Raw genomic sequence first — 24,126 nt, 5'->3', positions numbered from 1 at the left:
TGATGCTCTTGCGTTTGCCGGCTGACACCGATTTATCCGAGGATCGCCGAACAGCGCCCTCTCCCTTCAGGGAGAGGGCGGGGGAGAGGGTGCCAAGCCCCGCGCCGAACTCTCAGACAGACATCACCCCAGCGTCCCCAATATCTGCACCCCCACCCGCTCCGGAATCTCATTCTGCGACAGCACATGAAGCCCGGGGCTGAACACCCGTGCATAGCGGGCGAGCAGCGGCCGCAACTGTGGCATCACGGTGAGGATCGGCGGGTGGCCTTCCTTGCGCAGTTTTTCCTTCACCACCGGCATGCTGTGCTGCAGCTGGTTGAGCAGGCTCGGCTCCACCGGGATGTTGTCCAGGCTCACCGGGCCGGCCTGCTGGGCGATGCTCAGGGCGCCGAGCAGGGTGTTCTCCAGGGCGCTCTCCAGGACGAACACGGTCAGCTCCGGGCGGTCGCCGGCAATCGAGGAAACGATGCTGCGGCGCAGCGCATAGCGCACGTCGGAAGCCAGCAGTACCGGGTCCTTGGTGGTTTCGCTGCCTTCGAGCAGGGCGCTGGCGATGGTGACGATGTCCTTCAGCGCGACCTCTTCCTGGAGCAGCTGGCGGAACACCCGGTGCTGCTGCGAATAGGTCAGTTGCGCCTTCAGCGATTCGGCCAGCTTGGGCGCCTGCAGGGTCAGGCGTTGCATCAGGTGCTCGACGTCGTCGTGCTTGAAGATGTCCGGCAGGTGCTCGCGCACCACCTTGTTCAGGTGTGTGGCGACCACGCTGGCACAGTCGATCACCTGGTAGCCCAGGTTCAGCGCACGTGACTTGTCCGCCGGGAGAATCCACACCACCTGCATGCGGTACGCCGGGTCGACGCCGAGGATGCCGTCGATCTCGCCGTAGAGCTCCGGCGAGGGAATCGCCATCAACCGGTCGGCGTGGATTTCCGCGCCGTCGATGCGCTCGCCGTTGATGTGGATGGCGTACTGCGAGGCCTTCAGGCGCAGGCTGTCGCGGATCTGCACTTCCGGCAGGAGGAAGCCGAGGTTCTCCGACAGCGTCTGGCGTACCCCGCGAATCCGTTGCGGCAGCGGCGCGCCACTGGCTTCGTTGACCAGGCTGACCAGCTTGTAGCCCAGCGAGATCGACAGCCGCTCCACCAGCGGGATGTCTTCCCAGCCCAGCTGCTGGGCGCGCTCCTGGTCCATGGCGTGCGTCAGCGCCTGGGTCTGCTCCAGGGTCTGCGCCTCGATCGGCGGGCCGGCCAGCGCCAGGCGCCAGGCGATGAAGGCCACCAGCGCGGCGAAGGCGAAGAACGCCACGTGCGGCATGCCCGGTACCAGGCCGAGCACCACGAGTATGCCGGCGACGGTGTAGAGCAGCGACGGCGAGGCGAGCATCTGCTTGCGCACCAGGCTGGTGATTTCCGCCGATTCGTTGACCCGCGTGACGATGATCGCTGCCGCGGTGGACAGCAGCAGCGCCGGGATCTGCGCCACCAGGCCGTCGCCGATGGTCAGCAGGGCGTAGCGCTGGAAGGCTGCGCCGGCCGGCAGGTCGTAGACGAACACGCCGATGGCCAGGCCGCCGAACAGGTTGATCAGCAGGATCAGGATGCCGGCGATGGCGTCGCCCCGGACGAATTTGGAGGCTCCATCCATCGCGCCGTAGAAGTCGGCTTCCTTGGCCACTTCCGAGCGGCGGCGCTTGGCTTCGTTCTGGTCGATCAGGCCGGCGTTGAGGTCGGCGTCGATGGCCATCTGCTTGCCGGGCAGGGCGTCGAGGGTGAAGCGCGCGGTCACCTCGGAGATGCGCTCGCCACCCTTGGTGATGACCATGAAGTTGATGATCATCAGGATCACGAAGACGATCAGGCCGACGATGAAGTTGCCGCCGATCACCACGTGGCCGAAGGCTTCGATCACCTTGCCCGCCGCGCCCGTGCCGGTGTGGCCGTCGAGCAGCACCACGCGGGTGGAGGCGACGTTCAGGGTCAGGCGCAGCAGCGTGGTGACCAGGATCACCGTGGGCAGCAGCGAGAAGTCCAGCGGGCTCTTCGACGATACGCTGACCAGCAGCACCAGGATCGCCACCACGATGTTGAAGGTGAACAGGGCGTCCAGCACCAGCGGCGGCAGCGGCAGGATGATCATCGAGAGGATCGACAGGATGATCAGCGGGATGCCGATGCGGCCGCTCTGGAAGGTCGGCAATAGTGACTGCAGTAGGCGCATGGTCAGACTCTGTTCAGCAGTTCATCGGGAATGGGGACGTTTCGGATCAGCTCCGGGCGTTCACGGCGCCCGGAGCGCCAGGCCTTGAGCTGGAGGATGTAGGTGAGGACGTGGGCCACGGCCTTGTACAGCTGCGCGGGGATCTGCTGGTTCACCTGGGTGGTGGCATAGATCGCGCGCGCCAGCGGCGGCAGTTCGAGCACTTCCAGGTCGTGGGCCTTGGCCATCTTGCGGATGTACAGCGCGGTCTCGTCCAGGCCCTTGGCGACCACGTAGGGCGCCTGGGCCTTCTTCGGGTCATAGCGCAGCGCCACGGCGAAGTGCACCGGGTTCACTATCACCACGTCGGCGGTCTTGATCGTCTTGCTGATCTGCCGGTGCACCAGCTGGCGCTGCAACTGGCGGATGCGCGCCTTCACTTCCGGGCGGCCTTCCTGGTTCTTGTGTTCTTCCTTGCGCTCCTGCTTGGTCATGCGCAGCTTCTTCTTGAAGAAGAAATACTGGATCGGGATATCGATGACCGAGAACAGGATGAACACCACCAGCAGTGAAAGCGTGATGTCGTAGAAAGTGCCGAAGGCGGCGGCGATGGCGCTGTGCACGTTGCTGCGCTGCAGGGCGAGCAGGCCGGGCAGGGCGCCATGCAATTGGTAGACGGCGACGACGATCAGCACGGCGATCTTCAGCAGCGACTTGGCCAGCTCGGTCCAGTTCTGCAGCGAGAAGATGCGCCCCAGCCCGGTGATGGGGTTGAGCTTGGACAGCCTGGGCATGAAGTTCTTGCTGGAGAAGATCCAGCCACCGGGGATCATCGAGAACAGCACCACCAGCAGCGGCGTGACCAGCAGCGGCAGCAGCGTGGTGATGAACAGCACCAGGTGATGGCCGAGTACGAGCGGCAGGTCGTCCAGGCCGATCTCGCTATTTCTGAGGTCGATGAAGGACAGCGCGAAGCCTTGCTTCAGGCCTTCATAGAAATGCTCGACGCAGAACTTCAGGGCAACCAGCGTGGCCAGCAAGGAGAGGGTGGTGGAGAGGTCCTTGGAGCGGCTGACCTGGCCATCCTCGCGGCTCTTTTTCAGCTTCTGCTGGGAGGCTTCTTCGGTTTTCTCCTGGGCGCTGTGCTGTTCAGCCATGGCGCCCCTCGCGGAAGATCACACCGATGGCATCGAGCAGCTGGCGGGTGAGTTTCAGGTAGTTCTCGGGGATGTCCGGCAGGGTCAGCCAGATGCACGCCAGGCCCGCCAGGATCGCCATGGGAAACCCCAGTGAGAACAGGTTGAGCGCCGGCGAGATGCGGTTGAGCAGGCCGAAGCAGAACTGCACCAGGGTCATGCAGAACACCACCGGCAGGGTGATCAGCACCGCGGCGGAAAACACCCAGGCGAGGCTGCCGGCCACCGACTCCAGGCCCAGGTAGTGCAGCCCGCTGCCCACCGGCCAGTAGACGAAGCTCTGGTAGAGGATGCTCACCACCAGCAGGTGGCCGTCGATGGAGAGGAACAGGAACACCAGCAGGATGAAGTACAGCTGGTAGAAGATCGAGGACGACGACACGCCGTTCATGGGGTCGTTGTATACCGCCATGCTCAGGCCCAGCTGGGTGGAGATCACATCGCCCACCAGGGTGAACACGGTGAACACCAGCATCAGCGAAAGCCCCAGCATCAGGCCGAAGGCGATCTGCTCCAGCGCCACCAGCAGGCCCTGTGCGGACAGCGGATCGATGGCCGGCGGGCGCGGTAGCGCGGCGCCCAGGGCGACGGTCAGCGCCAGGCCGAGGAGGATGCGCAGGCGCATGGGGATCGCCTTGTGGCTGAAGATCGGCGCCAGGGCGAACACCGCCATGATCCGGCAGAAGGGCCACCACCAGGCCTGCAGTGTCTGCAGATAGTCGAAGGCCTGCAGGAAGGATGCGCCGTGCTGCATGGCATCAGCCGACCAGGCGGCCCGCCTGGTGGAACGACTGGATGAACAGCTCCGACAGCGTGCGCAGGATCCAGTGGCCGGCGAACACCAGCATCCCCAGGGTGATCAGCAGGCGCGGCAGGAAGCTGAGCATTTGCTCGTTGATCTGCGTAGCCGCCTGGAAAATGCTCACCAGCAGGCCGCCGATCAGGCTTGGCACGATCAGCACGCAGACGATCAGCGCAGTGATGTGCACGGCGTTGGAGACGATGTCGACGGCGCTTTCCGGAGTGAGCATGGCGTGGTTTCCGTCAGGGCCGCTAGAACGGCTGCACACTGCTGGTCAGCGTGCCCATCATCAGGGCCCAGCCGTCCACCAGCACGAAGATCATCAGCTTGAACGGCAGCGAGATCATCATTGGCGAGAGCATCATCATGCCCATCGCCATCAGCACGCTGGCCACCACCAGGTCGATCACCAGGAACGGGATGAAGATCATGAAGCCCAGCTGGAACGCCGTCTTCAGCTCGCTGAGCACGAACGACGGCAGCAGCAGGGAGAAGTCCAGGTCTTCCAGTTTCTCCGGCACGGTTTCGCCGGCCAGGGAAACCATGGTCTCCAGCGAGGTGCGGTTGGTCTGCGCCAGCATGAAGCGGCTCAGGGTCTGCTTGGCGTGCCCCAGGCCGTCTTCCAGGCTGATCTGGTCGGCCTCGAAGGGCTGGTAGGCGTTGCTGTAGATGTCCTGCCAGACCGGGCGCATCACCATCAGCGTCATGATCAGCGCGATGCCCACCAGCACGTTGTTCGGCGGGCTCTGCTGCAGGCCGATGGCCTGGCGCAGGATCGCCAGCACGATGACGAAGCGGGTGAAGCAGGTCATCAGCATGAGCATCGCCGGGAGGAAGCCCAGCAGGGTCATGACGATGAGAATCTGCAACTTGACGCTGAAGGCCTGGCCGTCCGCCGTGTCGTGCAGGTTGAACAGCGTGACCTCGCCGCTGGCCGCCTGAGCGAAGAGTGGGCAGAGTGCGGCGATGAGCAGGCCAAGCGCGGCCAGCGATCTGCCGGTCAGGGAGCGGCGCAACATCATCAGGCAGTCAGGGCGTCGAGGCTGGCGCCGCACAGTTCGAGCACGCGCAGGCCGTAGTTGCCGTTCATCACGACCACCTCGGCCTTGGCGAACAGCGCGCCGTTGACCTTCACGTCCAGCGGCTCGCCGGCAAGCTTGTCGAGGATGATCACGCTGTTGGCGTCCACGTCCATCAGCTCCTTCAGGGAGATCTCCACCGAGGCGACTTCCAGGGTGACGTTTACCGGGATCTTGCCGAAGAAGCTCAGGTCCTGCTGCGGCAGCTGCGCGCGTGCAGGCTCGGCGGGGATGTCGGTGACGTCCTGGGTGAGGCCCAGGTCGCCGTCGTTGATCAGCGACTCGAACTCGGAGTCGGAGAGAGAACCGGTCATGGGTTTTTCACGCTTTCCAGGGAGGAGAGGAAGAGGGTGCCGTCGTCTTCGAAGATGGCGCCGCGGAACAGCTTCTGCTGGTTGACCCGCACTTCGACGCGCTCCAGCGGGCGGATCGTCAGCACATCGCCTGGCTCGAGCCCGAGCACTTGCGAGAGCGGCATCCTGGCCGCAGCGATCACGCAGTCCAGGCGCAGGGGCAGGTGCTTGATGTGCTCCACCGGGTTGCCGGTGAGGCGCGGTGGCGGCGGGCCGGCGAGGCGGCGGGTCAGTTCGTCCGCCAGCGGGTTGTCCAGGTAGAGGTAGAGCGACGAGCGCTCGCCGGTCAGGTGGCTGACGTAACTGAATTCGGCGACGTACTCCCACTGCACTTCTTCATAAGTGGGGTCGATCTGCTGCAGGCGGCCGACCGATTCGCCCATCAGCAGGGCGCGGCCGAACAGGTCCACCACGTCCAGGCCGAGGCGGTCGAGCATGCGCTGCTCGGAGCTGCTGATCGGCGGCGTGTCGCGATGGGCGACCACGGTGCCGCCGTAATAGCACTCGATGACTTCGGTGAGCAGGGCACGGTCCATGGCGAAACCGAACTTGGCCAGGGGGGAATCGAATAAACATTCCAGATCACGAGGAAGTTCCTCGTGAATCGTCAGGTTATCCAGTTCCAGATTGATTCGATAATGCCGCAGGAAATAGTCGCTGATGATCCTCGGGTATTTGCCGGAGATCTCTTTGATGTACTGCGGGATCTTGTGATAATGCCGGCCGAGTTTCTGTGGTTTCAGTCGAATCAGACTGTCGGCGGGCACGCCATGGTGGACTTTTGATTTACCAGTCATGCTCAGCGTCGTACTTCCAGGTTCGATCTGCCATCTGCCCAAGGACACGGGAGGTGTCATGACCGCCGGAATCGGCTGATCGTTGCTCGCGGCATGCTCTGTCTGCCAGGAAGCCCATGACTGCTGCGTCACAGGCTGCTGACGTGGCGCAATGATAGCGATCTGAGGTCGTCCGATTAAATCAATAGATATCAAATGCTGTTTTTGACGGAACTTTTTGTCTATTGATTTAAATTAATCGGCGGGAAGCTATGGCGTAGTGCTGGCACTTGTTAGTGTGGGTGAGTTAGTTACAGGTTGCAGTGACTTCAGTTGTGACGGAGTTGTTGCAATGCCCCCCGTAAGAGAGCCGATCCGTAAACAAGTTCCGCAGTCGCCGATATTATTTTTCGGCCGATACTGGCGTTGAACGAGGGAGGGTTTTCGAACGCACTAGCGAATGGAAAGTTGCGGTGAACAGTGTAAGCCAGTCGATCGATCAATTATGTGAAACGCTGCTCGAAGAGCGGCCGGCGCAGAAAAAAGTTGCGATCATCGGGCCGTCCTCGGACGCCGCTCACGCCCTCCTTTTGCAGACGCTGCTGGCCGAAGGCTGCCGTGTCGAGCGCTTCTCCGGCTTCGCCGAACTGGCCCGCGCGCGCAGTGACGCCTCCCTGCTGTTCATTCTCGCCGGCGCCTTCCCCGCCCCTGACCTTTATGCCCAGGTCGGTGCGCTGCTCAGCGATGGCCGCGAGCGCGACGTGGTGCCCATCGTCGGCTATGAAGAGCAGGACAAGGCCGCCACCCTGCTCGACCTGGGTTGTGTCGACTACCTGCTGTCACCCTTCGGCGCCGGCCAGCTTGCCGCGCTGCTGCGTCGCCAGGAGGCTTCCAGCGCCGCCCAGGAACTGTTCGTCTCGCGCTCCCAGGCCGGCCGCCGCCTGCTGGCCATGGCGCAACGCGTCGCGCAGACCCGCGCGCCGATCCTGATCACCGGCGAGACCGGTACCGGCAAGGAATTGCTGGCCCGCTACATCCACGGCATCGCCAGCCCGGACGCGCCCTTCATCGCCGTGAACTGCGCGGCGATCCCCGAGGCCATGCTCGAATCCATCCTCTTCGGCCACGAACGCGGCGCTTTCACCGGCGCGGTGAACGCCCAGCCGGGCAAGTTCGAACTGGCCAACGGCGGCACCCTGCTGCTGGACGAAATCGGCGAGCTGCCGCTGGCCCTGCAGGCCAAGCTGCTGCGCGTGCTGCAGGAACAGCGCGTCGAGCGCCTGGGCGGCCGCCGCGAGATCGAACTGGACGTGCGCATCATCGCCGCTACCAACCGCGATTTGCAGGCCGAAGTCGGCGAAGGGCGCTTCCGCGCCGACCTGATGTTCCGTCTCGACGTGCTGCCGCTGCACATCTCGCCCCTGCGTGAGCGCAAGGAAGACGTATTGCCGCTGGCGCGTCGTTTCATCCGCCAGTACGCGCCGCAGGACGCCGAGCATGACCTGCTCACCGAATCCGCCAGCCGCGCGCTGCTGCAACACGACTGGCCGGGCAACGTGCGTGAGCTGGAGAACACCCTGCAGCGCGCCCTGGTGCTCCGCAACGGCCTGTTCATCCAGCCCCGCGACCTCGGCCTGGCTGCGCCACAAGCTCCGGTGGCCACTGTCGCCGCCATCATTCCGCTTGCGGCTGAAGGCGGCCGTGCCGCGCTGCGCGCCAGCGGCAAGCTCGCCGAGTACCAGCACGTGCTCGATACCATCCGCCGCTTCGGCGGGCACAAGACCAAGGCCGCCGAAAGCCTGGGCATGACCACCCGCGCGCTGCGCTACCGGCTCAACGCGATGCGTGAGCAGGGCGTGCAGGTGCAGTTCTGATTTTGTCTTCCGGGGGAGACCTTCCATGAGTTCCATCGTGCAGGTGCAGCAGGACATGCTGGACCGGATGAACCGATACGCCGACCTCGCCAGCGGCCCGGCCGTGCGGCCCGCCGCGCAGCTGTCGGGCAATGCGCCGGCGCAGGGCATCGGCGCCAGCTTCGAGCAGGCGTTGCGCTCGGTGGATGCCGAACAGCACAAGTCCAGCGCCGCCATGGCTGCGGTGGACAGCGGCCAGAGCGAAGACTTGGTCGGCGCCATGATCCAGAGCCAGAAGGCCAGCGTGTCGTTCTCCGCGCTGCTGCAGGTGCGCAACAAGCTCACCGGCGCCTTCGACGAAATCATCCGCATGCCGCTGTAAGGACTGACAGTGCTGCAGAATCTCAAAGGGCGCCTGCCGCTCGACAAACTCAAGCTCGACCCGCGTTTGGGGCTGCTCGGCATCGCCCTGGGCGCTGCCCTGCTGGCTGCCGCCGTGGTCTTCTACCTGTGGCGCGACCAGGGTGCCTATCGCCCGCTTTATGGCGCCGGCGAAGCCTACCCGGCCGCTGACGTCATGCAGGTGCTGGACGCCGAAGCCTTCGACTATCGCCTGCATCCGCAGAGCGGCCAGGTGCTGGTGCGCGAGGAAGACCTGGCGCGCGCTCGCATGCTGCTGGCGGCCAAGGGCGTGAAGGTGTCCCTGCCGGCCGGCTACGAGCTGTTCGACAAGGACGAGCCGCTGGGCACCAGTCACTTCCTCCAGGACGTGCGCTTGAAGCGCAGCCTGGAAGGCGAGCTGGCCCGCACCATCATGGGCCTGAAAGGCATCGAACAGGCGCGCGTGCACGTCGCTCGCGAAGACAGCAACTCCTTCGTGGTCGGCCGTCGTGATCCGGCCAAGGCCTCGGTGCTGCTGCAACTGGCGCCCGGCCAGCGACTGAGCCCGGAGCAGGTCGGCGCCATCGTCAACCTGGTGGCAGGCAGCGTGCCGCAATTGAAGCCCGAAGATGTCAGCGTGGTGGACCAGAACGGCGTGCTGCTGTCGCGCGGCATCAGCGGTGTGGGCGGCCCCTCGCAGAACTGGCAGGCGGTGGACGAATACCAGCGCAAGGCGGTGGGCAATGTCGAGGAAGTGCTGGCGCCCGTGCTCGGCCTGGGCAACTACCGCATCAGCGTGTCCGCGGACATCGACTTCAGCCAGAAGGAAGAAACCCTGCAGGCCTACGGCGAAGCGCCACGCCTGCGCAGCGAAGTGCTGCGCAACGAGAGCTCGCTGGACCAGCTCGCTCTCGGCGTGCCCGGCTCGCTGAGCAACCGCCCGCCGGAGCCGCCGCCGCAACAGCAACAAGGGCAGAACGCCGCCCAGGGGGCGAATCCGCCCGGCAACGGCAAGGTCGCCAGCACCGATAACAAGGCCGCAACCTCGACCCGTGAGGAAGCCACCCGGCAGAACGACTTCGACCAGAGCGTCACCCACATCAAGTACCCGGCCTTCGCCCTGCGCCAGCAGAGCGTCGCCGTGGTGATCAACGCGTCCACCGCGCCCGAGGGCGGCTGGACCGACAAGGCCCGCGCCGACCTCGAAGCCATGGTGAAGAGTGCCGTGGGCTTCAACGCCCAGCGCGGCGACCTGATCACCGTCAGCGTGTTCCCCTTCGCCGCCACGGCGGTGGAAGCGTCTTCCGCCAGCTGGTGGGAGAGCAGCGCCCTGCAGTCGCTGGTGCGGTACACCGTGCTCGGCCTGATTGCGCTGTTGCTCCTGCTGTTCGGCGTACGCCCGGCAGTGCGCAGCCTGACTCAGCGCGCGCAGCCGACAGCGATTGCCGAGCTGCCCGAAGGCAGCGCCGAGTACCCGTTGGCGCTGGACGCCGAGCGGCGCCTGGCGCTGGGCAGCGAAAGCGTCGGCGGGCTCAACGTGCTCGGCGAGCTGAACCCGCTCTCGGAAATCCGCCTGCCGGCGCCGGGCTCGGGCCTGGAACACCAGATCGAGCATCTGCAGATGCTGGCGAAGAACGACCCGGAACGGGTCTCGGAAGTGATCAAGCACTGGATTGGCCGCAATGACCGACACGAGCCTGCCTGAAGAAACGAAAAAGCGCGGCCCGCAGATGCGCGCCGTGAGCTCCCTGGAACAGGCGGCGATCCTCATGCTGAGCATGGGCGACGAAGCCTCTTCGGGCATCCTGCGCAACTTCAGCCGCGAGGAAATCGTCAGCATCAGCCAGGCGATGGCGCGGTTGTCCAACGTCAAGCAGAACACCGTCTCCGACGTGATCGGGCGCTTCTTCGACGACTACAAGCTGCAGTCCAGCATCAAGGGCGCCTCGCGCTCCTACCTCGCCGGTATGCTCGGCAAGGCGCTGGGCAGCGACATCACGCGCAACCTGCTGGACAGCATCTACGGCGAGGAGATCCGCGCCAAGATGGCGCGCATGGAGTGGATCGATCCCAAGCAGTTCGCCGCGCTGATCGCCAAGGAACACGCGCAGATGCAGGCGGTGTTCCTCGCCTTCCTGCCACCGGGCATGGCCACTGATGTGCTCGAAGCCATGCCGCCCGAGCGCCAGGACGAGCTGCTGTTCCGCATCGCCAACCTGAGCGAGGTGAACAGTGATGTGATCGCCGAACTTGAGCAACTGATCGACCGTAGCCTGCGCGTGCTCTCCACCCAGGGCTCGCAGGTGCGCGGGGTCAAGCAGGCGGCGGACATCATGAACCGCTTCAAGGGCGACCGTAACCAGATGTTCGAGCTGCTGCGCGCCCACAACGACGACCTGGTCGGCAAGATCGAAGACGAGATGTACGACTTCTTCATCCTCTCCCGGCAGAACCAGGAAGTGCTGCAGACCCTGCTGGAAGTCATCCCGCTGGATGAGTGGGTGGTCGCCCTCAAGGGCGCCGAGCCCGAGCTGGTGCGCGCCATCCAGGGGGCCATGCCCAAGCGCCAGGCGCAGCAGATGGAGTCCATCAACCGCCGCCAGGGCCCGGTGCCGTTGAGTCGTGTGGAGCAGGTGCGCAAGGACATCATGGGCGTGGTGCGCGAGCTGGCCGCCGAGGGCGACCTGCAGGTGCAGCTGTTCCGCGAGCAGACGGTGGAGTAACCGGGCATGGCGATCAAAGTCATCAAGGCTGACAGCCGCGCCTGGCGTCCGTACCGCTTCCCGCCGCGTTGCGCCACCGCCAGTGCCGACAACCATGGCTGGGACAGTGACCCGGCCGCGCGTCAGCGCGCCATCTCCGAAGGCTTCCAGGAAGGCCTGGAAAAGGGTTACCAGGATGGCGTCGGCGAAGGCCGTGAAGCCGGCCTGCGCGAAGGCTTCGAAGCCGGTCGCCAGGACGGCCTGCGCAAGGGCCGCGAGGAGGGCCGTGCCACCGGCCGCCAGGTGTTCGATGAGGCCAGCGCGCCGCTGCAGGCTGCCGTCGATGCCTTCGGCGAGTACCACCAGGCCCTCCAGCGCAGCCGCCAGAAGGAGCTGCTGGAGCTGGTACAGAAGGTCGCGAAGCAGGTGATTCGCGTCGAGCTGACACTCAACCCGACGCAACTGCTGACGCTGGCCGAGGAAGCCCTGGCCGCCATGCCGGGCGAGCAGGGCGACGTGCAGATCCTGCTCAACCCGGAAGAATGCGCGCGCATCCGCGAACTGAACCCCGAGCGCGCCGCCAAGTGGCGACTGGTGCCGGACGAGCGCCTGGCGCTGGGTGAGTGCCGCGTCGTCACCGCCCAGGCCGAAGCCGACATCGGCTGCCAGCAGCGCCTGGACAGCTGCATGGAAGCGCTGAGCGCGCACCTGCAGGACGCAGACTGAGATGGCCCTGGGCGACGGCTTCAAGCTCGAAGAAGCGCTGCGCTCGCTGGACTCGGTCCAGCTGGCGCGGGTCAGCGGTCGCCTGGTGCGGGTCTCCGGCCTGTTGCTGGAAAGCCTCGGCTGCCGGCGCATGACCGGCCAGCGCTGCTACGTGGAAGTCGCCGACGGCGAGCGCCTGGAGGCGCAGGTCGTTGGCTTCAACCGTGACATCACCTACCTCATGCCCTTCAAGAAGCCCGTCGGCCTGACCTCCGGCTCGCGGGTCTTCCCGGCGCCGGACGAAGCCGTGCTGCATATCGATCATTCCTGGCTGGGGCGCGTGGTCAACGGCCTCGGCGAACCCCTGGACGGCCTCGGCAAGCTCGCCGGTCGCCACCCGTTGCCCACCGAGCTGCCGCAGGTGAACCCGCTGCGCCGGCGCCCGGTGTCGGAGCCGCTGGATGTCGGCGTACGGGCCATCAACGGCCTGCTGACCCTGGGCAAGGGCCAGCGCGTAGGCCTGTTCGCCGGCAGCGGCGTGGGCAAGAGCGTGCTGCTGGGGATGATCACGCGGCAGACCAAGGCCGACGTGGTGGTGGTCGGGTTGATCGGCGAGCGTGGCCGCGAGGTGCAGGAATTCATCCTGCATTCCCTCGGCCCGGAAGGCTTGCAGAAAGCCGTGGTGGTGGTGGCGCCAGCCAACGAGTCGCCGCTGATGCGCCTGAAGGCTACCGAGCTCTGCCACAGCATCGCTGCGTATTTCCGCGACCAGGGCAAGGACGTGCTGCTGCTGGTGGATTCGCTGACGCGCTACGCCATGGCCCAGCGCGAGATCGCCCTGGCGCTGGGCGAGCCGCCGGCCACCAAGGGCTATCCGCCGTCGGTGTTCGGCATGCTCCCGGAACTGGTGGAAAGCGCCGGCAACGGTGAGGGAGAGACGGGCAGCCTGAGCGCCATCTACACCGTGCTGGCGGAAGGCGACGATCACCAGGACCCGATCGTCGACTGCGCCCGCGCCATCCTCGACGGGCACATCGTGCTGTCGCGCCGGCTGGCGGACGTGGGGCATTACCCTGCCATCGACATCGGCGCCTCGGTCAGCCGCTGCATGAGCCAGGTGGCGGAACCCACGCACCTCTCCGCGGCGCGGCAGTTCAAGGAATTCAGCGGCACCTATGAGCGCATCAAGGAGCTGATTCCGCTGGGCGGCTATACGCCGGGCATGGACGTGAAGACCGACCGCGCCGTACAGCTGGCGCCCATGCTGGAGCGCTACCTGCGCCAGGAGACCGCCGACGGCGCCGAGCTGGGCAACAGCGTCGCCACCCTGAAAAGCATCGTCGGGGGTCGCTGATGAAGGCGCAGATCGACATGCTCGGGCGCCTGGCCGACGTGCGCGGCGGCAAGGTCCGCGAGCTGCTGGGGCGCGTAAATTACCAGCAGAACCTTTGCCAGCGCTACCGCAACAACATCACCGGGCTGGATCGCCTGTGCGGCTTCAGCGTGGCCACCAGCACGCCGCTGCAGCGCCACAACCAGCAGCAGTACAAGGCGACCCTGCACAAGATGCTGCAGTTGCAGCGCCGCGAGCTGGAGGTTGCCGAACAGACCCTGGCGCGTATCCAGGGCGAGCTGATGGCGGCCTTGCGCAGCGAGAAGGTGCTCACCCAGGTGATCGAGGCCAAGGTCGGCCAATGGCAGGCGCAGCTTGCGCAGCAGGAGCAGAAAATCCAGGATGGCCTCGCCGCGCAGTCCTGGTGGCGCGCGCGGGCGTGATGGCAATGGCGGATAACTCGTTCCGAGTTATGCGCCCTACGTCGGGGAGGCGATCTGTAGGGCGAATAACCGCTTGCGGTTATCCGCCGTCTGTTCGGCGAGCACGAGACCCGGCATTTAAGTTTTCCTCCGGGGCGGTCGCCCTCTGAGGGAAAGCCCAGAAAATATTCGGATACCCACCATGGAAATCACCCGGCAACTGACCAGCCTTGCGCTGGCCACCGGCGAGTCCGCCAAGACCGCGCGCAGCGAGCGCGCCGCCCCGGTGGCGGAGACCAGCGCGAGCGCGCCGGTCAACGATTCGCTGCGTCTGGACGAAATGCAGGAAACCCTGCGCGCCATGCCCGACGTGGACCAGAACCGCGTCGCCGAAATCCGCCGCGCACTGATGAATGGCGAGCTGCAGAACGACACCAGCGTGCTGGCCACCAGCATCCTCTCCTACCATCGCGGCAGCGACGCATGACCCAGCGCGCGCGGCTGCTGCAGGTGATCGAGCAGGACATCCAGCAGGATGGCCGCGATTGCCTGGCGCTGCGCGAGCGCCTGCAGGAGCTGTATCGCCACCTGCTGGCGCGGGACAGCGCACAGATCGAAGCGCTGAACCCGGACATCCAGGCACTGCTCGAATCCGTCGCCGGCCGTGCCCAGCGCCGCAGCCGCGTGCTCCGTGCCTTCCATCTGCCCATGGACGCCGACGGCATGCGCACGCTGCTGTCCAACTACCAGCCGCCGCGTCGCGAAGAGCTGCAGCAGGAATGGCAGCAACTGGGCCAGCTCACTGCCCAGTGCAAGCGCCTCAACGAGCGCAACGGCAAGCTGCTGGCGATGCACCACGACATCCTCAGCCAGCTCATGGGCGATCCGCGCGAACAGTCGGTGTATTCGCGGCAGCCCTACTGATCCGCGCTTCATCTTTCGGGCGCGGTTTTCCCGGGTGGGCTCTGTTCGCGAGCAAGCTCGCTCCTACAGGGGGACGCCGACGCGCTCTTCGTAGGAGCGAGCTTGCTCGCGAACCGCGCGGCACCCATCCCGGCCATTGCACGCGAAAACATCCCACCAAAACGGCTTAACGAATCCCTCCCCACGGTCGCCCTTTCCCTGCATCAAGGCGCATTTCCGGCAGGCGGAAACACCGCTTCCCGCTGCGCGCCAAAGCATGCCGGGCGGAAGTGAAACTTCTCCCCGCTAATCCCGAAAAGCCCCATATGACGGGCCTTCCGGCATTGGCACCGTAATTGCTCTTCCGACCCAAAGAGGTGGATTCAGATGGCGACCATAGATTCCGATTACGTCAAAAGCATGGCCCAGCAGCTGGCCACGTACGAAGTGCAGAACGGCCTGAACAAGGCTGACCGCAACAAGTCCTCGTACCAGTCCCAACTGACTGCCGTGACTTCCCTGGAGTCGGCGCTCAAGACCTTCTCCTCGGCGGTGAAGAGCCTGCAGGGCGTGACCGGCAGCAACACCAGCATGCTGGTGAACAGCGCCACCACCAGCAAGGACGGCTACCTGACCGCCAAGGTGGACAAGAACGCCGTACCCGGCAGCTACGACTTCTTCGTCGAGCAGCTCGCCACCAGCCACCAGCTGTCCTTCTCCGGGCTGCAGTCCGGCGATATCGACACCCAGGGCACCCTGACCCTGACCCAGAACGGCAAGTCCTTCGACATCGACCTGAGCAAGATCGACACCGACGGCGATGGCGCCAATTCGCTGGACGAGCTGGCCGCCGCGATCAACAAGGCCACCGACAACACGGGCGTGAAGGCCACCCTGGTGCGCAGCAATGGCCAGGTATCGCTGGTGCTGGGTGCCGAGAAATCCGGCGCGGACAACGCCATCAGCCTCTCGCTCAGCGGTACCGACAGCGCCAGCAGCGCTTTCGAGAACGCCATCGGCAACCCGCAGGAACTGTCCAAGGCGCAGGACGCCCGCGTCCGTCTCGGCGGCGAGAACGGCATGCTGCTGACCAACGCCAGTAACACCTTCGACAACATCATCGACGGCGTCAGCGCCACCTTCACCCAGGCGCAGAAGTCCGGTGAACAGGCCATCCGCCTGACCGTCGCCCAGGACCAGAGCGAGACCAAGAAGAAGGTGCAGACCTTCATCGACGCCTTCAACGCCCTGGCCAGCACCATCGACAGCCTGACTGCCGCCGGCGACCAGAACGGCAACGCCCGCGGTGCCCTGGCCGGCGACTCCAGCGTGCGTTCCATCGAGAACGCGCTGAACCAGATGGTTCGCACCAGCTTCGGCGGCGCCAACCTGATCAACCTGGGCATCAGCGCCGACCGCAGCGGCAAGCTGACCCTCGACGCCACCCGCTTCGAGAAGGCCATCGCCAGCGACCCCGAGGCCCTGGACAAGCTGTTCATGGGCAAGGGCAACCTGCTCGACAGCCTGGACAAGGGTGTTGCCGTCTACACCAACAGCACCAACGGCGTCATGAAGAACCGCAAGGACGCCCTGAACAACAGCCTGCGCCGCGTCGACGACGACTACGACAACCTGCAGAAGCAGTACGACACCTACTACGCGCGCTACCTCAAGCAATACACCTCGATGATGCAGACCATGCAGTCGATGGACCAGACCAGCGGGATGTTCGGATGACCGCCTACGGCATGAACGAAAACTACGACAGTTACCGGATGATCGACCTGGAATCCAAGGCCGCCTCGTCCTCGCCCTATGAACTGGTGCTGGTGCTGTTCGACGGCCTGCTCGACGAACTGGCCCGCGCCCGCGGACACATCGAGCACAAGCGCTACCAGCAGAAGGGCCGCTCCCTGGAGAAGTGCCTGAACATCCTCAATGGCCTGAACGGCGCGCTCGACTACGAGAGCGGCGGCGAGACCGTGCAGGGCCTGGCGCGTCTCTACGACTACTGCATCTACCGTCTCTCCGATGTCAGCGTGTCGCTGGAGGTCGCTGGCATCGACGAAGTGGTGCGCCTGCTGGGCATTCTGCGTGAAGGCTGGGAGGGCGTGAGTGCCGCCCGTGGATGATCGCCAGCGCCTGCTGCAGCTGTACGAACGGCTGGGTAGTGCGCTGCAGCGCAAGGACTGGAAAGCCATGGGTCAGGTCGACCTGGCGATCCGCGCGCAGCTGGTGGCTATGTCGTCGCAGGCCGGGCTGGCAGCCGATGTGCTGCTGGCCAAAAAGCACCTCAAGCGCCTGCACGAGCAAGCGTCGCAGGCCTGTGCCGAGGAGTGCGAGCGTCTGCGCCGCCTCCTGCTCTCGCACCTGGAGTATGCCGAAGGACGCTCGGCGTACATGCAGGTGGATACGTACCAGGAGGGTCGATAGACCGTGATCCAGCTACCGACCCAATCCCTGCCGACCACCGTGCGCGATACGCCTCCGGTGGCCGACGCACGTCCGCAGGATTCGCGCCGTGATGACGCCGGCGTTGCCAGTGCCTCCGGTTTCCGCGCGCCACAGCCGGCCCAACCGAATGCTGGCGAGCGGACTATTACCGTGCAGTCGTTCCTTGCGCAGTTCGATACGGCACAGGTCGATGAATCGCTGCCGCAGCCCAGCCTTGCCTTGCCCGTCCTGCCGGAGGCGCTGCCCGCGGATAGCCGCGACAGCGATGTGCAGGGCCAGCAGGCGGAAGAAGCTTCGCCTTCCGGGGCCGAGAGCTGGCTCGCCGGCATGCTCAGCCAGGCGGGCCTGGTGGTACAGGCGCGGGACAATCCGTCCGAGCAGACCAGCGCCCGCGTGGCCGGGTTCGCCACCCAGGCGGCCGGTTCGTCTGCGCAGCCGACGCCCTCCGCCGTGAAGCCGGAGGATATGTTGCTGCCGCCTGCCGAGCTTTCCGAGGAGCCCGCCAAGGCCACCGCGCCGGCACCCCGCGAGGCGACCCAGAGCCAGGCGCAGACGCTGCTGCAACAGCACCTGGCCGCTGCCGTGCAGGCACCGGACTCCAGCGTGCCTGCACTGCCGGCCGCCGCGCTCGATCCGCGCCTGCCCGCCGCCGCTGACGGCAACGCCCAGCCCTCCGCCACGACGCCGGCCTCGCCGTTGTTCGACAGGCCGCTGCACCTCAAGGGCAACAACGAGGCCCACTGGGGCGAGCAGATGGTCAGTGCGCTGCGCGACAACGTCGAGTTGCAGCTTGGCCAGCGCGTGCAGAACGCCACGATCCGCCTCGATCCGCCGGAACTGGGCGCCCTGGAGATCCTGGTGCGCCATGAGGCTGGCCAGCTCAACGTGCAGATCTCCGCGTCCAATGGCGACGTGGTGCGCATGCTGCAGAACACCAGCGAGCGCCTGCGCCAGGAACTGGTCGGGCAGAACTTCCTGCAGGTCAACGTGCAGGTTTCGTCCGATGCGCAGTCCGGCCAGCAGGGCCAGCAGAACCGCCAGCGCTTCGCCGAGGAGCAGCTTGCGGTGGCCGCCAACCCACGCGATGCGCAGGCGAGCGATCGTTCCGCGCCCCGAGGCGACAGCGACGTGCTGATTACCGTGTAGGCCGCCAGCGGCCCGCACTCCCACAGGATTTTTCGAGAAACCCCATGACCACGCCGCGTCTCGTTCTACTGATGCTCATCGTGAATATCGCCGTCGTGCTGGGTGGCGTGTTCGTCAACTACCAGATGATCAAGTCCGCCAGCCTCAACCCGGCCGCCGCTGCCTCCGACAAGGAGGGCGGCAAGGAAGACGGCAAGGAGGAGGAAGAGCAGGAGAGCGCCGAATACCTCTTCGTGCCCGTGGAGAAGATCATCGTCAGCTCTCGTGGCGAGGACCGTGAGCACTATTTCGTGATCGACCTGGTGCTGCAGGCCAAGGCCGATCAGGAGCGCAAGAAGCTGGAGAGCGTCGCGCCGATGGTGCGCAGTTCGGTGGTCGCCAACCTGACGCCGGAGAAGTTCGAAGTGCTGCGGGCGATGCCCATCGGCGATGTGCAGGCGCGCCTGGAAAAAGCGGTGATCGACGACTTCGCCGCGCGCAAGGTGGTGGTGCCCTTCGAGCACGTGATGCTCAGCAAGATGATCGTCCAGTAAGCCGTCATGCACGCCTTTCGCGATCCTGCCCTCAGCTATGCCAGTGGTGTCGGCGGCTACGCCAGCCCCGACGGCGGCCATGCGCGCCTGTCGCCGGCGGCCGAGCAGCGCTGGATGATGCAGTACCTGCCGCTGGTTCGGCGCATCGTCAGCCAGCTGTCGCTGCAGGCCAACCAGGTGCTGGATCGCGAGGACATGGAGCAGATCGGCCTGATGGGCCTGCTCGAAGGGTTGCGCCGCTATGGCGAGCCGGACGAGCAGTTCGGCCGCTTTGCCGCGCTGCGCATTCGCGGCGCGATCCTCGACGAATTGCGTCGCCAGGACTGGCGCCCGCGCCAGGTACGGCAGCAGGCGCACAAAGTGCGTGATGCGATCCGTTCCCTGGCACGCCAACTCGGCCGCGTGCCCAGCGACGAGGAAGTGTTCGCTGCTACCGGCCTTGACGAGGCGGGCTACCAGGATTACCTGCGCGCCGAATCCTCCGAGGCTATTGAGAGCTTCGACGCGCTTTTGCAGAACGGCCACGACGGCGTGCAGGGCAGCGGCGACGCGCTGGAAGAACGTGTGCTCAAGGAGCGCCTGCTGGCCCAGGCGCTGGAGCGCCTCAACGAGCGCGAGCGGCTGATCCTCAATCTGTACTACCAGCACGAACTCAACCTGAAGGAAATCGCCCTAGTGCTGGAGCTGACCGATGCGCGCATCTGCCAGCTGATGAAGCAGGCGATCGGCAAGTGCAGCCGTTTCCTCCAAGACCCCGACACCCCCTGAAGAATCCTGACCTATGCAGAAAATCATCGGCGCCCTGATCATCATCGCCTGCGTGCTCGGCGGCTACGCCATGGCCCACGGCGAATTACGCGCGCTCTGGCAGCCGGCGGAGATGATCATCATCCTCGGCGCCGGCCTGGGCACCCTGGTCGTCGCCAACCCGCGCGAAGTACTGCTGGAGATGTGCTCGCAGATCAAGGGCGTGTTCGTCTTCAAGCGCCGTGGCGAGGAGTTCCAGCGCCAGCTGCTGATGCTGCTCTACGAACTGCTGGAGATGGTCGACGTCGGCGGACTGAAGGTCCTCGACGCGCACATCGAGGAGCCGGAGCAGAGCGACCTGTTCGCTCGCTACCCGCTGATCCTGCAGGAAAAGAACCTGATGGCATTCATCGCCGACAACTTCCGCCTGATGGCCATGGGCAAGATCAGCGCCCATGAGCTGGAAGGCTTCCTCGAACAGGAACTGGATGCCATGGAGCACGCCCTGCTGCAGCCGTCCAAGTCGCTGCACAAGGTCGGCGAGGCGATGCCCGGCTTCGGCATCCTCGCGGCGATCCTCGGCATCATCATCACCATGGGCAACATCGGTGGCTCGGTGGCCGAGATCGGCGCCCACGTGGCCGCTGCGCTGGTGGGTACCTTCTTCGGCATCTTCGTCTGCTACTGCCTGATGGACCCGCTGTCCAACGCCATGTCGCAGCGGGTGAAGACCGAACTGTCGGCGCTGGAATGCGTGCGTACCACGCTGGTTGCCCATGTCGCCGGCAAGCCTACGCTGCTGGCGGTGGACGCCGGTCGCAAGCTGATCGAACAGGACGTGAAACCGGCCTTCAAGCAGCTGGAGACCTGGGTCACCCGCTATGAGGAAGAGCGGGACGCAGCATGAAGAAACGCGCTGACAAGCACAGCGAAGTCATCATCAAGCGCCGCAGCAAGAAGGGCCACGATGACGAGCACGGCGGCGCCTGGAAGGTAGCCTTCGCCGACTTCACCCTGGCGATGATGGCGCTGTTCATGGTGCTGTGGATCGTTCACCCGCAGACCGAGCCGCAGCCGGTGGCGGTGGGCGACCAGGACGCCAACCCGGTGGTGGATGGCGGTGCCGGCGTGTTCGACGGTGCCAGCCGCACGCCCATCGAGCTGGATGGCATGCCGCAGCCGGTCAAGACCCCGGAAAAGCCCGCGCCGCAGCTCGCACTCGACTCTGGTAAGCAAGGCAAGGCTGGCGAGCAGGCGAAGGATTCGAGCGTGCAGCAGGACGGCGAGGGCCGCCAGTACGACAGCAACGAAGACCTGCGCGAGCTGGCCGAGTTGATCCGCGAGGTGTCCGGCAAGGTCGATGCGCTGGCCAACATCGAGGTGACCGTGGTCCCGCAGGGGCTGCGTATCCTGATCAAGGACGACCAGCAGCGCTTCATGTTCGCCCGTGGCCAGGCCACCCTCGACCCGCATTTCCAGACCCTGCTTGGCGCGTTGTCCGGTGTGCTGGCGAAGGTGCAGAACAAGCTGATCTTGAGTGGCCATACCGACGCCGTGCAGTACCGCCGTCCCGATGGTTACAACAACTGGAACCTCTCCGGCGACCGCGCCCTGCGCGCACGCAACGTGATGGTCGACAGTGGCCTGCCGGCCGCGCATGTGCTGCAGGTGGCGGCCCAGGCCGACGTCATGCCGCTGCGCCCGGAAGACCCGGAGAACGGCGCCAACCGGCGGATCGAGATCCTCCTGCTGACCCAGCGCGCGGAGAGTCTGTACCGGGAAATCTTCGGCGAGAGTTATGCCCAGGTGCACTATTCGGCGTCGGGCGCGAAACTCGTCGAGCCACAGCCACAGCCACAGCCACAGCCACAGCCACAGCAGGCACAGGCGCCCACGTCAGCGGCAGTCGAGGCACCAGCTCCCGCGGCGAAGGCGGAGCCGACGTTGAAGCTGTGAGGGGCTCAGCGGTTGCGCGGATGGCGCGGACAGAAAACCTGGCGTGTCTCCACGCCGTAGAGGCAGCCGCCCAGGGGTTCGAGGGTGATGCGGGCGCCGCGCTGGCGGCCATAGAGCAGGTTGAAGATCAGTTCGCTGTCCAGGCCGCTGTCGGCCTGCAGGTTGCTGATGCTGTTCTCCTCCACCTGCAGCTGGAAACGCCCGCCCAGGTCGCTGCCGACCAGGCCGGAAACTTCGAGGATGTTGGCGTCCTGCTGGATCATCGAGTAGAAACGCCCCTCGTGGAACATGGTGGTCTGGGCGATTTCCAGCACCTTGCCATTGCCCAGCACCACCTGCCCGGAAGAGGCGTAGCGGCCATCGATGGCCGAGGTGCTGTGGGCGTGCCTCCACAGCATGCCCAGCGCCAGGGTCAGGCAGGCGACGCCGAACAGCGAAACCACCAGGCAGCGGCGGGCCGCGCCGACCTGGCGGCGTAGGTTCAGTTCAGGCACTTGCGCAACTGCTCCTGGGGAGTCCGGGCGACCTGGCTCTCATGGATCAGCAGCCAGTTGGAATTGCCTTCGGGTTGCACGCAGACCAGCTCATAGAAGCCCGAGGTCATGTGCAGCATGAGGCCGATGGGGCGGCTGGCCAGGTCGGCCAGTTGATGGGCCAGGGGGCGAGTGTTGCTGATCAGCCGTTGCAGGTCCTGTTCGTTGTCTTCGACGTAGGTGATCTGCAGGGAGCCGACATTCTGTTCGGCGGTCAGGACCGGACTGCGGACCTGGGTGTAGTAGATGGCGCCGGAGAGGACCAGCAGGCCGAGGATGCAGAGGCTCGCGGCGGCGAGTTTCAGGCGCCGTAGATTCGGCGGTCGCAGTCCGGGGGAGGGAGCGACGCTCTCCAGCGGAATGACTTCCGGAGTCGCGTCGGCGACCTCCGCGTCCGGCTCGCTGGCCTGGTCGATCAGGTACTGCGGGTTGAACATGTAGCCGCGGCGCGGCAGCGTCTGGATGATCTGCCGCTGCTTCTCGTCCGCCAGCACCTGGCGCAGGGTATAGATCTGCTGGTTCAGGCTGCCCTGGCCGACCACCCGATCGGACCACGCATGGGTCAGCAGTTCATCGCGGGCCACCACGTCTCCCGGACTCTGCAGCAGGCGTTCGAGCACGCGGCTGCCGGAAAAGCCCAGGTCGATACGCTCCACCTGGCCGTCACGGTCGAGGTCGAGTTGATAGAGCGCGGGATAGAACTGCGCGACGCAATCGGAACGCCCGGTGCGGAGGGTCAGGCAGGCGATCGGCCGACTGTCCGTTGGCGTGGAAGTGAGTGTGTTCATCTTGCCCTTGCGAGCCGCTCCCTTGACGGTCGCGGGGAAACTCCATTTGTCCATGGAGGCAGAGGCATTATTTTGACGTCAGAAAAATGTGGGTGCAAGTTCTGAATTTTGCACACTCGTGCTTGCAATTTTCACACGAGCCTCGAAACCACTGGCGTAGAGGGGCTGCGCCGCGACCGGTGGTCGCAACGCCGTCTGTCAGCGTACCCGCAGACAGCACAACGCCCCACCGGGGCGGGGCGTTGGCGGATCAGGGCGCGCGACGCGGGGGGCGCCTCACGCTGGCTGGGGCTTAGCCCAGCAGGCCCATGATCATGCTGGGCATCTGGCCAGCTTGCTTGAGCATGGAGATGCCCGACTGCATCAGCATGGAGTTCTTGCTCATGTTGGCGCTTTCGACGGCGAAGTCGGCGTCCATGATGCGGCCCTTGGACAGGTCGGTGTTGTCCTTCATGTTGGCCAGGTTGTTGGAGGTGTGCTGCAGGCGGTTGATGTTCGCACCGAACTGCGCGCGCAGGCTGCCGATGGCGTCCAGGGCATCGTTGGCCAGGTCGATGGAGCCGTTGGCGCCAGTGATGGTTTCCAGCTCGTTGCCGTCAGCGCTGGTGGCCTGGAACTGGCTGGTCAGGGCGGTGAAGGCGTCGGTTACGGCTTTCAGTTCAGTGGTGACGTCGACGTTCAGGGTCTCGGCCTTGTCCGAACCGATCTGGAAGGTCACGCCACCGGTGGCGCCGAACTTGCCGCTGGCGCCATCGACGCCGAACAGCGCATCGCCACCGAACTTGGTGTTGGCAATGATGTTCTTCAGTTCCTTGCCCAGTTCGTTGAACTCGGCGGACAGGGCCTTGCCGTCGTCGGTGGTGTTGGTGCCGTTGGCGGCCTGGGTGGACAGGTCCTTCATGCGCTGGGTGATGTCGGTCAGTTCGCTGAAGGCGCCGTCGGCGGTCTGCATCAGGGAGATGGCGTCGCTGGTGTTGCGCATGGCCACGTCCATGCCGCGGGACTGGGCGTTCAGGCGGGTGGCGATCTGCAGGCCGGCGGCGTCGTCGGCAGCGGAGTTGATGCGCAGGCCGGTGCCCAGGCGCTGCTGGTTGGTGGCCAGCAGGTTGTTGGTCTTGCCCAGGTTGGTCTGGGTGATCAGGGAGGAGTAGTTGGTTTGAATCGACAAGGCCATGGTGGACTTCCTGTATGAGCTGAATGAAGCCGGCGTTGTGCCTGCTGAAGGGGTAAGGCGACAGCTCGCGGGGAAGGATTAAGAGCGGAGG

27 protein-coding genes are annotated in these 24,126 nt (G+C 65.4%); 17 read left to right on the top strand and 10 right to left on the bottom strand.

Translation table 11 applies throughout. The annotated features are described in order from the left end of the window. Window positions 1-123 precede the first annotated feature (123 nt). Genes FAS41_RS01025 through FAS41_RS00995 form a run of 7 tightly spaced genes read right to left on the bottom strand, consistent with a single transcriptional unit; the run spans window position 124 to window position 6,426 of the window. Window positions 124-2,220 carry a flagellar biosynthesis protein FlhA gene (locus FAS41_RS01025; RefSeq protein WP_138519862.1) on the bottom strand — a complete coding sequence of 699 codons (2,097 nt, stop codon included), beginning with the start codon at window positions 2,218-2,220 and terminating at the stop codon, window positions 124-126. Window positions 2,221-2,222: 2 nt separating this feature from the next. Continuing rightward, on the bottom strand, window positions 2,223-3,356 hold the full coding sequence (flhB, locus tag FAS41_RS01020; protein WP_138519861.1) for a flagellar biosynthesis protein FlhB: 1,134 nt from the start codon (window positions 3,354-3,356) through the stop codon (window positions 2,223-2,225). Further along, on the bottom strand, window positions 3,349-4,149 hold the full coding sequence (gene fliR / locus FAS41_RS01015; RefSeq protein WP_138519860.1) for a flagellar biosynthetic protein FliR: 801 nt from the start codon (window positions 4,147-4,149) through the stop codon (window positions 3,349-3,351). Before fliR ends, flhB begins: the two co-directional genes overlap by 8 nt. Window positions 4,150-4,153: 4 nt before the next feature. Then, window positions 4,154-4,426: a flagellar biosynthetic protein FliQ gene (locus tag FAS41_RS01010; RefSeq protein WP_138519859.1), complete on the bottom strand. Its 273-nt coding sequence runs from the start codon at window positions 4,424-4,426 to the stop codon at window positions 4,154-4,156. Window positions 4,427-4,448: 22 nt separating this feature from the next. After that, window positions 4,449-5,216, bottom strand: a complete 768-nt coding sequence (fliP, locus tag FAS41_RS01005; protein WP_138520029.1) for a flagellar type III secretion system pore protein FliP — start codon at window positions 5,214-5,216, stop codon at window positions 4,449-4,451. A 2-nt stretch (window positions 5,217-5,218) separates the two neighbouring features. After that, complete coding sequence (locus FAS41_RS01000; RefSeq protein WP_138519858.1) at window positions 5,219-5,590, bottom strand: flagellar motor switch protein FliN; 372 nt, start codon at window positions 5,588-5,590, stop codon at window positions 5,219-5,221. Beyond that, entirely contained in the window at window positions 5,587-6,426 is an 840-nt protein-coding gene (locus FAS41_RS00995; RefSeq protein WP_138519857.1) for a FliM/FliN family flagellar motor switch protein, read from the bottom strand. The genes FAS41_RS01000 and FAS41_RS00995 overlap by 4 nt, the downstream gene beginning before the upstream one ends. Before the next feature lie 473 nt (window positions 6,427-6,899). Here FAS41_RS00995 and FAS41_RS00990 point away from each other — a divergent pair, with 473 nt between their 5' ends. From FAS41_RS00990 to FAS41_RS00910, 17 genes are all read left to right on the top strand, one after another. After that, entirely contained in the window at window positions 6,900-8,279 is a 1,380-nt protein-coding gene (locus tag FAS41_RS00990; RefSeq protein WP_246084802.1) for a sigma-54 dependent transcriptional regulator, read from the top strand. Between the two features lie 25 nt (window positions 8,280-8,304). After that, window positions 8,305-8,640 (top strand): flagellar hook-basal body complex protein FliE, encoded by a 336-nt coding sequence (fliE, locus tag FAS41_RS00985; protein WP_138519855.1) that lies wholly within the window; start codon window positions 8,305-8,307, stop codon window positions 8,638-8,640. Window positions 8,641-8,649: 9 nt separating this feature from the next. Continuing rightward, window positions 8,650-10,344, top strand: coding sequence for a flagellar basal-body MS-ring/collar protein FliF (gene fliF / locus FAS41_RS00980; RefSeq protein WP_138519854.1), 1,695 nt, complete (start codon window positions 8,650-8,652; stop codon window positions 10,342-10,344). Beyond that, on the top strand, window positions 10,322-11,362 hold the full coding sequence (locus FAS41_RS00975; RefSeq protein ID WP_045213334.1) for a FliG C-terminal domain-containing protein: 1,041 nt from the start codon (window positions 10,322-10,324) through the stop codon (window positions 11,360-11,362). Before fliF ends, FAS41_RS00975 begins: the two co-directional genes overlap by 23 nt. A 6-nt stretch (window positions 11,363-11,368) precedes the next feature. Then, the gene (gene fliH / locus FAS41_RS00970; protein WP_138519853.1) at window positions 11,369-12,067 is read left to right on the top strand and encodes a flagellar assembly protein FliH; all 699 of its coding nucleotides are present in this window, start codon (window positions 11,369-11,371) and stop codon (window positions 12,065-12,067) included. Window position 12,068: 1 nt separating this feature from the next. Then, window positions 12,069-13,400, top strand: a complete 1,332-nt coding sequence (fliI, locus tag FAS41_RS00965) for a flagellar protein export ATPase FliI (protein WP_138519852.1) — start codon at window positions 12,069-12,071, stop codon at window positions 13,398-13,400. Then, window positions 13,400-13,822 (top strand): flagellar export protein FliJ, encoded by a 423-nt coding sequence (locus FAS41_RS00960; RefSeq protein ID WP_138519851.1) that lies wholly within the window; start codon window positions 13,400-13,402, stop codon window positions 13,820-13,822. The genes fliI and FAS41_RS00960 overlap by 1 nt, the downstream gene beginning before the upstream one ends. 181 nt (window positions 13,823-14,003) lie before the next feature. After that, on the top strand, window positions 14,004-14,288 hold the full coding sequence (flgM, locus tag FAS41_RS00955) for a flagellar biosynthesis anti-sigma factor FlgM (protein WP_138519850.1): 285 nt from the start codon (window positions 14,004-14,006) through the stop codon (window positions 14,286-14,288). Further along, window positions 14,285-14,725 carry a flagellar protein FlgN gene (gene flgN, locus FAS41_RS00950; RefSeq protein WP_138519849.1) on the top strand — a complete coding sequence of 147 codons (441 nt, stop codon included), beginning with the start codon at window positions 14,285-14,287 and terminating at the stop codon, window positions 14,723-14,725. Before flgM ends, flgN begins: the two co-directional genes overlap by 4 nt. A 366-nt stretch (window positions 14,726-15,091) precedes the next feature. Then, window positions 15,092-16,441 (top strand): flagellar filament capping protein FliD, encoded by a 1,350-nt coding sequence (gene fliD, locus FAS41_RS00945; protein WP_138519848.1) that lies wholly within the window; start codon window positions 15,092-15,094, stop codon window positions 16,439-16,441. Continuing rightward, on the top strand, window positions 16,438-16,836 hold the full coding sequence (gene fliS / locus FAS41_RS00940; protein WP_138519847.1) for a flagellar export chaperone FliS: 399 nt from the start codon (window positions 16,438-16,440) through the stop codon (window positions 16,834-16,836). The genes fliD and fliS overlap by 4 nt, the downstream gene beginning before the upstream one ends. Continuing rightward, on the top strand, window positions 16,820-17,137 hold the full coding sequence (locus tag FAS41_RS00935; protein ID WP_138519846.1) for a hypothetical protein: 318 nt from the start codon (window positions 16,820-16,822) through the stop codon (window positions 17,135-17,137). Before fliS ends, FAS41_RS00935 begins: the two co-directional genes overlap by 17 nt. 3 nt (window positions 17,138-17,140) lie before the next feature. After that, window positions 17,141-18,304: a flagellar hook-length control protein FliK gene (locus FAS41_RS00930; RefSeq protein WP_138519845.1), complete on the top strand. Its 1,164-nt coding sequence runs from the start codon at window positions 17,141-17,143 to the stop codon at window positions 18,302-18,304. 44 nt (window positions 18,305-18,348) lie between these two features. After that, complete coding sequence (locus FAS41_RS00925; RefSeq protein WP_138519844.1) at window positions 18,349-18,837, top strand: flagellar basal body-associated FliL family protein; 489 nt, start codon at window positions 18,349-18,351, stop codon at window positions 18,835-18,837. A gap of 6 nt (window positions 18,838-18,843) precedes the next feature. Further along, window positions 18,844-19,605, top strand: a complete 762-nt coding sequence (locus tag FAS41_RS00920) for a FliA/WhiG family RNA polymerase sigma factor (protein WP_138519843.1) — start codon at window positions 18,844-18,846, stop codon at window positions 19,603-19,605. Window positions 19,606-19,618: 13 nt separating this feature from the next. Beyond that, window positions 19,619-20,491, top strand: coding sequence for a flagellar motor stator protein MotA (motA, locus tag FAS41_RS00915; protein WP_138519842.1), 873 nt, complete (start codon window positions 19,619-19,621; stop codon window positions 20,489-20,491). Beyond that, window positions 20,488-21,540, top strand: a complete 1,053-nt coding sequence (locus FAS41_RS00910; RefSeq protein WP_138519841.1) for an OmpA family protein — start codon at window positions 20,488-20,490, stop codon at window positions 21,538-21,540. The genes motA and FAS41_RS00910 overlap by 4 nt, the downstream gene beginning before the upstream one ends. Before the next feature lie 5 nt (window positions 21,541-21,545). Here FAS41_RS00910 and FAS41_RS00905 read toward each other — a convergent pair whose 3' ends face one another. The 3 genes from FAS41_RS00905 to lafA all read right to left on the bottom strand — a co-directional run bounded on the left by FAS41_RS00905 (window position 21,546) and on the right by lafA (window position 24,035). Beyond that, window positions 21,546-22,034, bottom strand: coding sequence for a hypothetical protein (locus tag FAS41_RS00905; protein WP_138519840.1), 489 nt, complete (start codon window positions 22,032-22,034; stop codon window positions 21,546-21,548). Further along, on the bottom strand, window positions 22,022-22,861 hold the full coding sequence (locus tag FAS41_RS00900) for a winged helix-turn-helix domain-containing protein (RefSeq protein WP_246084798.1): 840 nt from the start codon (window positions 22,859-22,861) through the stop codon (window positions 22,022-22,024). Before FAS41_RS00900 ends, FAS41_RS00905 begins: the two co-directional genes overlap by 13 nt. Window positions 22,862-23,153: 292 nt before the next feature. Then, window positions 23,154-24,035, bottom strand: a complete 882-nt coding sequence (lafA, locus tag FAS41_RS00895) for a lateral flagellin LafA (RefSeq protein WP_138519838.1) — start codon at window positions 24,033-24,035, stop codon at window positions 23,154-23,156. Between the last annotated feature and the right edge of the window lie 91 nt (window positions 24,036-24,126).

Source organism: Pseudomonas nicosulfuronedens (assembly GCF_005877905.1).
GTDB classification, from domain to species: Bacteria; Pseudomonadota; Gammaproteobacteria; order Pseudomonadales; family Pseudomonadaceae; genus Pseudomonas; species Pseudomonas nicosulfuronedens.
Note: the sequence above shows the minus strand (reverse complement) of the source record. Positions and strands in the feature narration are given on the sequence as shown.

Excerpts from the sequence above, each read along its gene's own strand:
- FAS41_RS01025 (WP_138519862.1), bottom strand. The coding sequence starts at position 2,220 with ATGCGCCTACTGCAGTCACTATTGCCGACCTTCCAGAGCGGCCGCATC.
- flhB (WP_138519861.1), bottom strand. The coding sequence starts at position 3,356 with ATGGCTGAACAGCACAGCGCCCAGGAGAAAACCGAAGAAGCCTCCCAG.
- fliR (WP_138519860.1), bottom strand. The coding sequence starts at position 4,149 with ATGCAGCACGGCGCATCCTTCCTGCAGGCCTTCGACTATCTGCAGACA.
- FAS41_RS01010 (WP_138519859.1), bottom strand. The coding sequence starts at position 4,426 with ATGCTCACTCCGGAAAGCGCCGTCGACATCGTCTCCAACGCCGTGCAC.
- fliP (WP_138520029.1), bottom strand. The coding sequence starts at position 5,216 with ATGTTGCGCCGCTCCCTGACCGGCAGATCGCTGGCCGCGCTTGGCCTG.
- FAS41_RS01000 (WP_138519858.1), bottom strand. The coding sequence starts at position 5,590 with ATGACCGGTTCTCTCTCCGACTCCGAGTTCGAGTCGCTGATCAACGAC.
- FAS41_RS00995 (WP_138519857.1), bottom strand. The coding sequence starts at position 6,426 with ATGACTGGTAAATCAAAAGTCCACCATGGCGTGCCCGCCGACAGTCTG.
- fliE (WP_138519855.1), top strand. The coding sequence starts at position 8,305 with ATGAGTTCCATCGTGCAGGTGCAGCAGGACATGCTGGACCGGATGAAC.
- FAS41_RS00975 (WP_045213334.1), top strand. The coding sequence starts at position 10,322 with ATGACCGACACGAGCCTGCCTGAAGAAACGAAAAAGCGCGGCCCGCAG.
- fliH (WP_138519853.1), top strand. The coding sequence starts at position 11,369 with ATGGCGATCAAAGTCATCAAGGCTGACAGCCGCGCCTGGCGTCCGTAC.
- fliI (WP_138519852.1), top strand. The coding sequence starts at position 12,069 with ATGGCCCTGGGCGACGGCTTCAAGCTCGAAGAAGCGCTGCGCTCGCTG.
- FAS41_RS00960 (WP_138519851.1), top strand. The coding sequence starts at position 13,400 with ATGAAGGCGCAGATCGACATGCTCGGGCGCCTGGCCGACGTGCGCGGC.
- flgM (WP_138519850.1), top strand. The coding sequence starts at position 14,004 with ATGGAAATCACCCGGCAACTGACCAGCCTTGCGCTGGCCACCGGCGAG.
- flgN (WP_138519849.1), top strand. The coding sequence starts at position 14,285 with ATGACCCAGCGCGCGCGGCTGCTGCAGGTGATCGAGCAGGACATCCAG.
- fliD (WP_138519848.1), top strand. The coding sequence starts at position 15,092 with ATGGCGACCATAGATTCCGATTACGTCAAAAGCATGGCCCAGCAGCTG.
- fliS (WP_138519847.1), top strand. The coding sequence starts at position 16,438 with ATGACCGCCTACGGCATGAACGAAAACTACGACAGTTACCGGATGATC.
- FAS41_RS00925 (WP_138519844.1), top strand. The coding sequence starts at position 18,349 with ATGACCACGCCGCGTCTCGTTCTACTGATGCTCATCGTGAATATCGCC.
- FAS41_RS00920 (WP_138519843.1), top strand. The coding sequence starts at position 18,844 with ATGCACGCCTTTCGCGATCCTGCCCTCAGCTATGCCAGTGGTGTCGGC.
- motA (WP_138519842.1), top strand. The coding sequence starts at position 19,619 with ATGCAGAAAATCATCGGCGCCCTGATCATCATCGCCTGCGTGCTCGGC.
- FAS41_RS00910 (WP_138519841.1), top strand. The coding sequence starts at position 20,488 with ATGAAGAAACGCGCTGACAAGCACAGCGAAGTCATCATCAAGCGCCGC.
- FAS41_RS00900 (WP_246084798.1), bottom strand. The coding sequence starts at position 22,861 with ATGAACACACTCACTTCCACGCCAACGGACAGTCGGCCGATCGCCTGC.
- lafA (WP_138519838.1), bottom strand. The coding sequence starts at position 24,035 with ATGGCCTTGTCGATTCAAACCAACTACTCCTCCCTGATCACCCAGACC.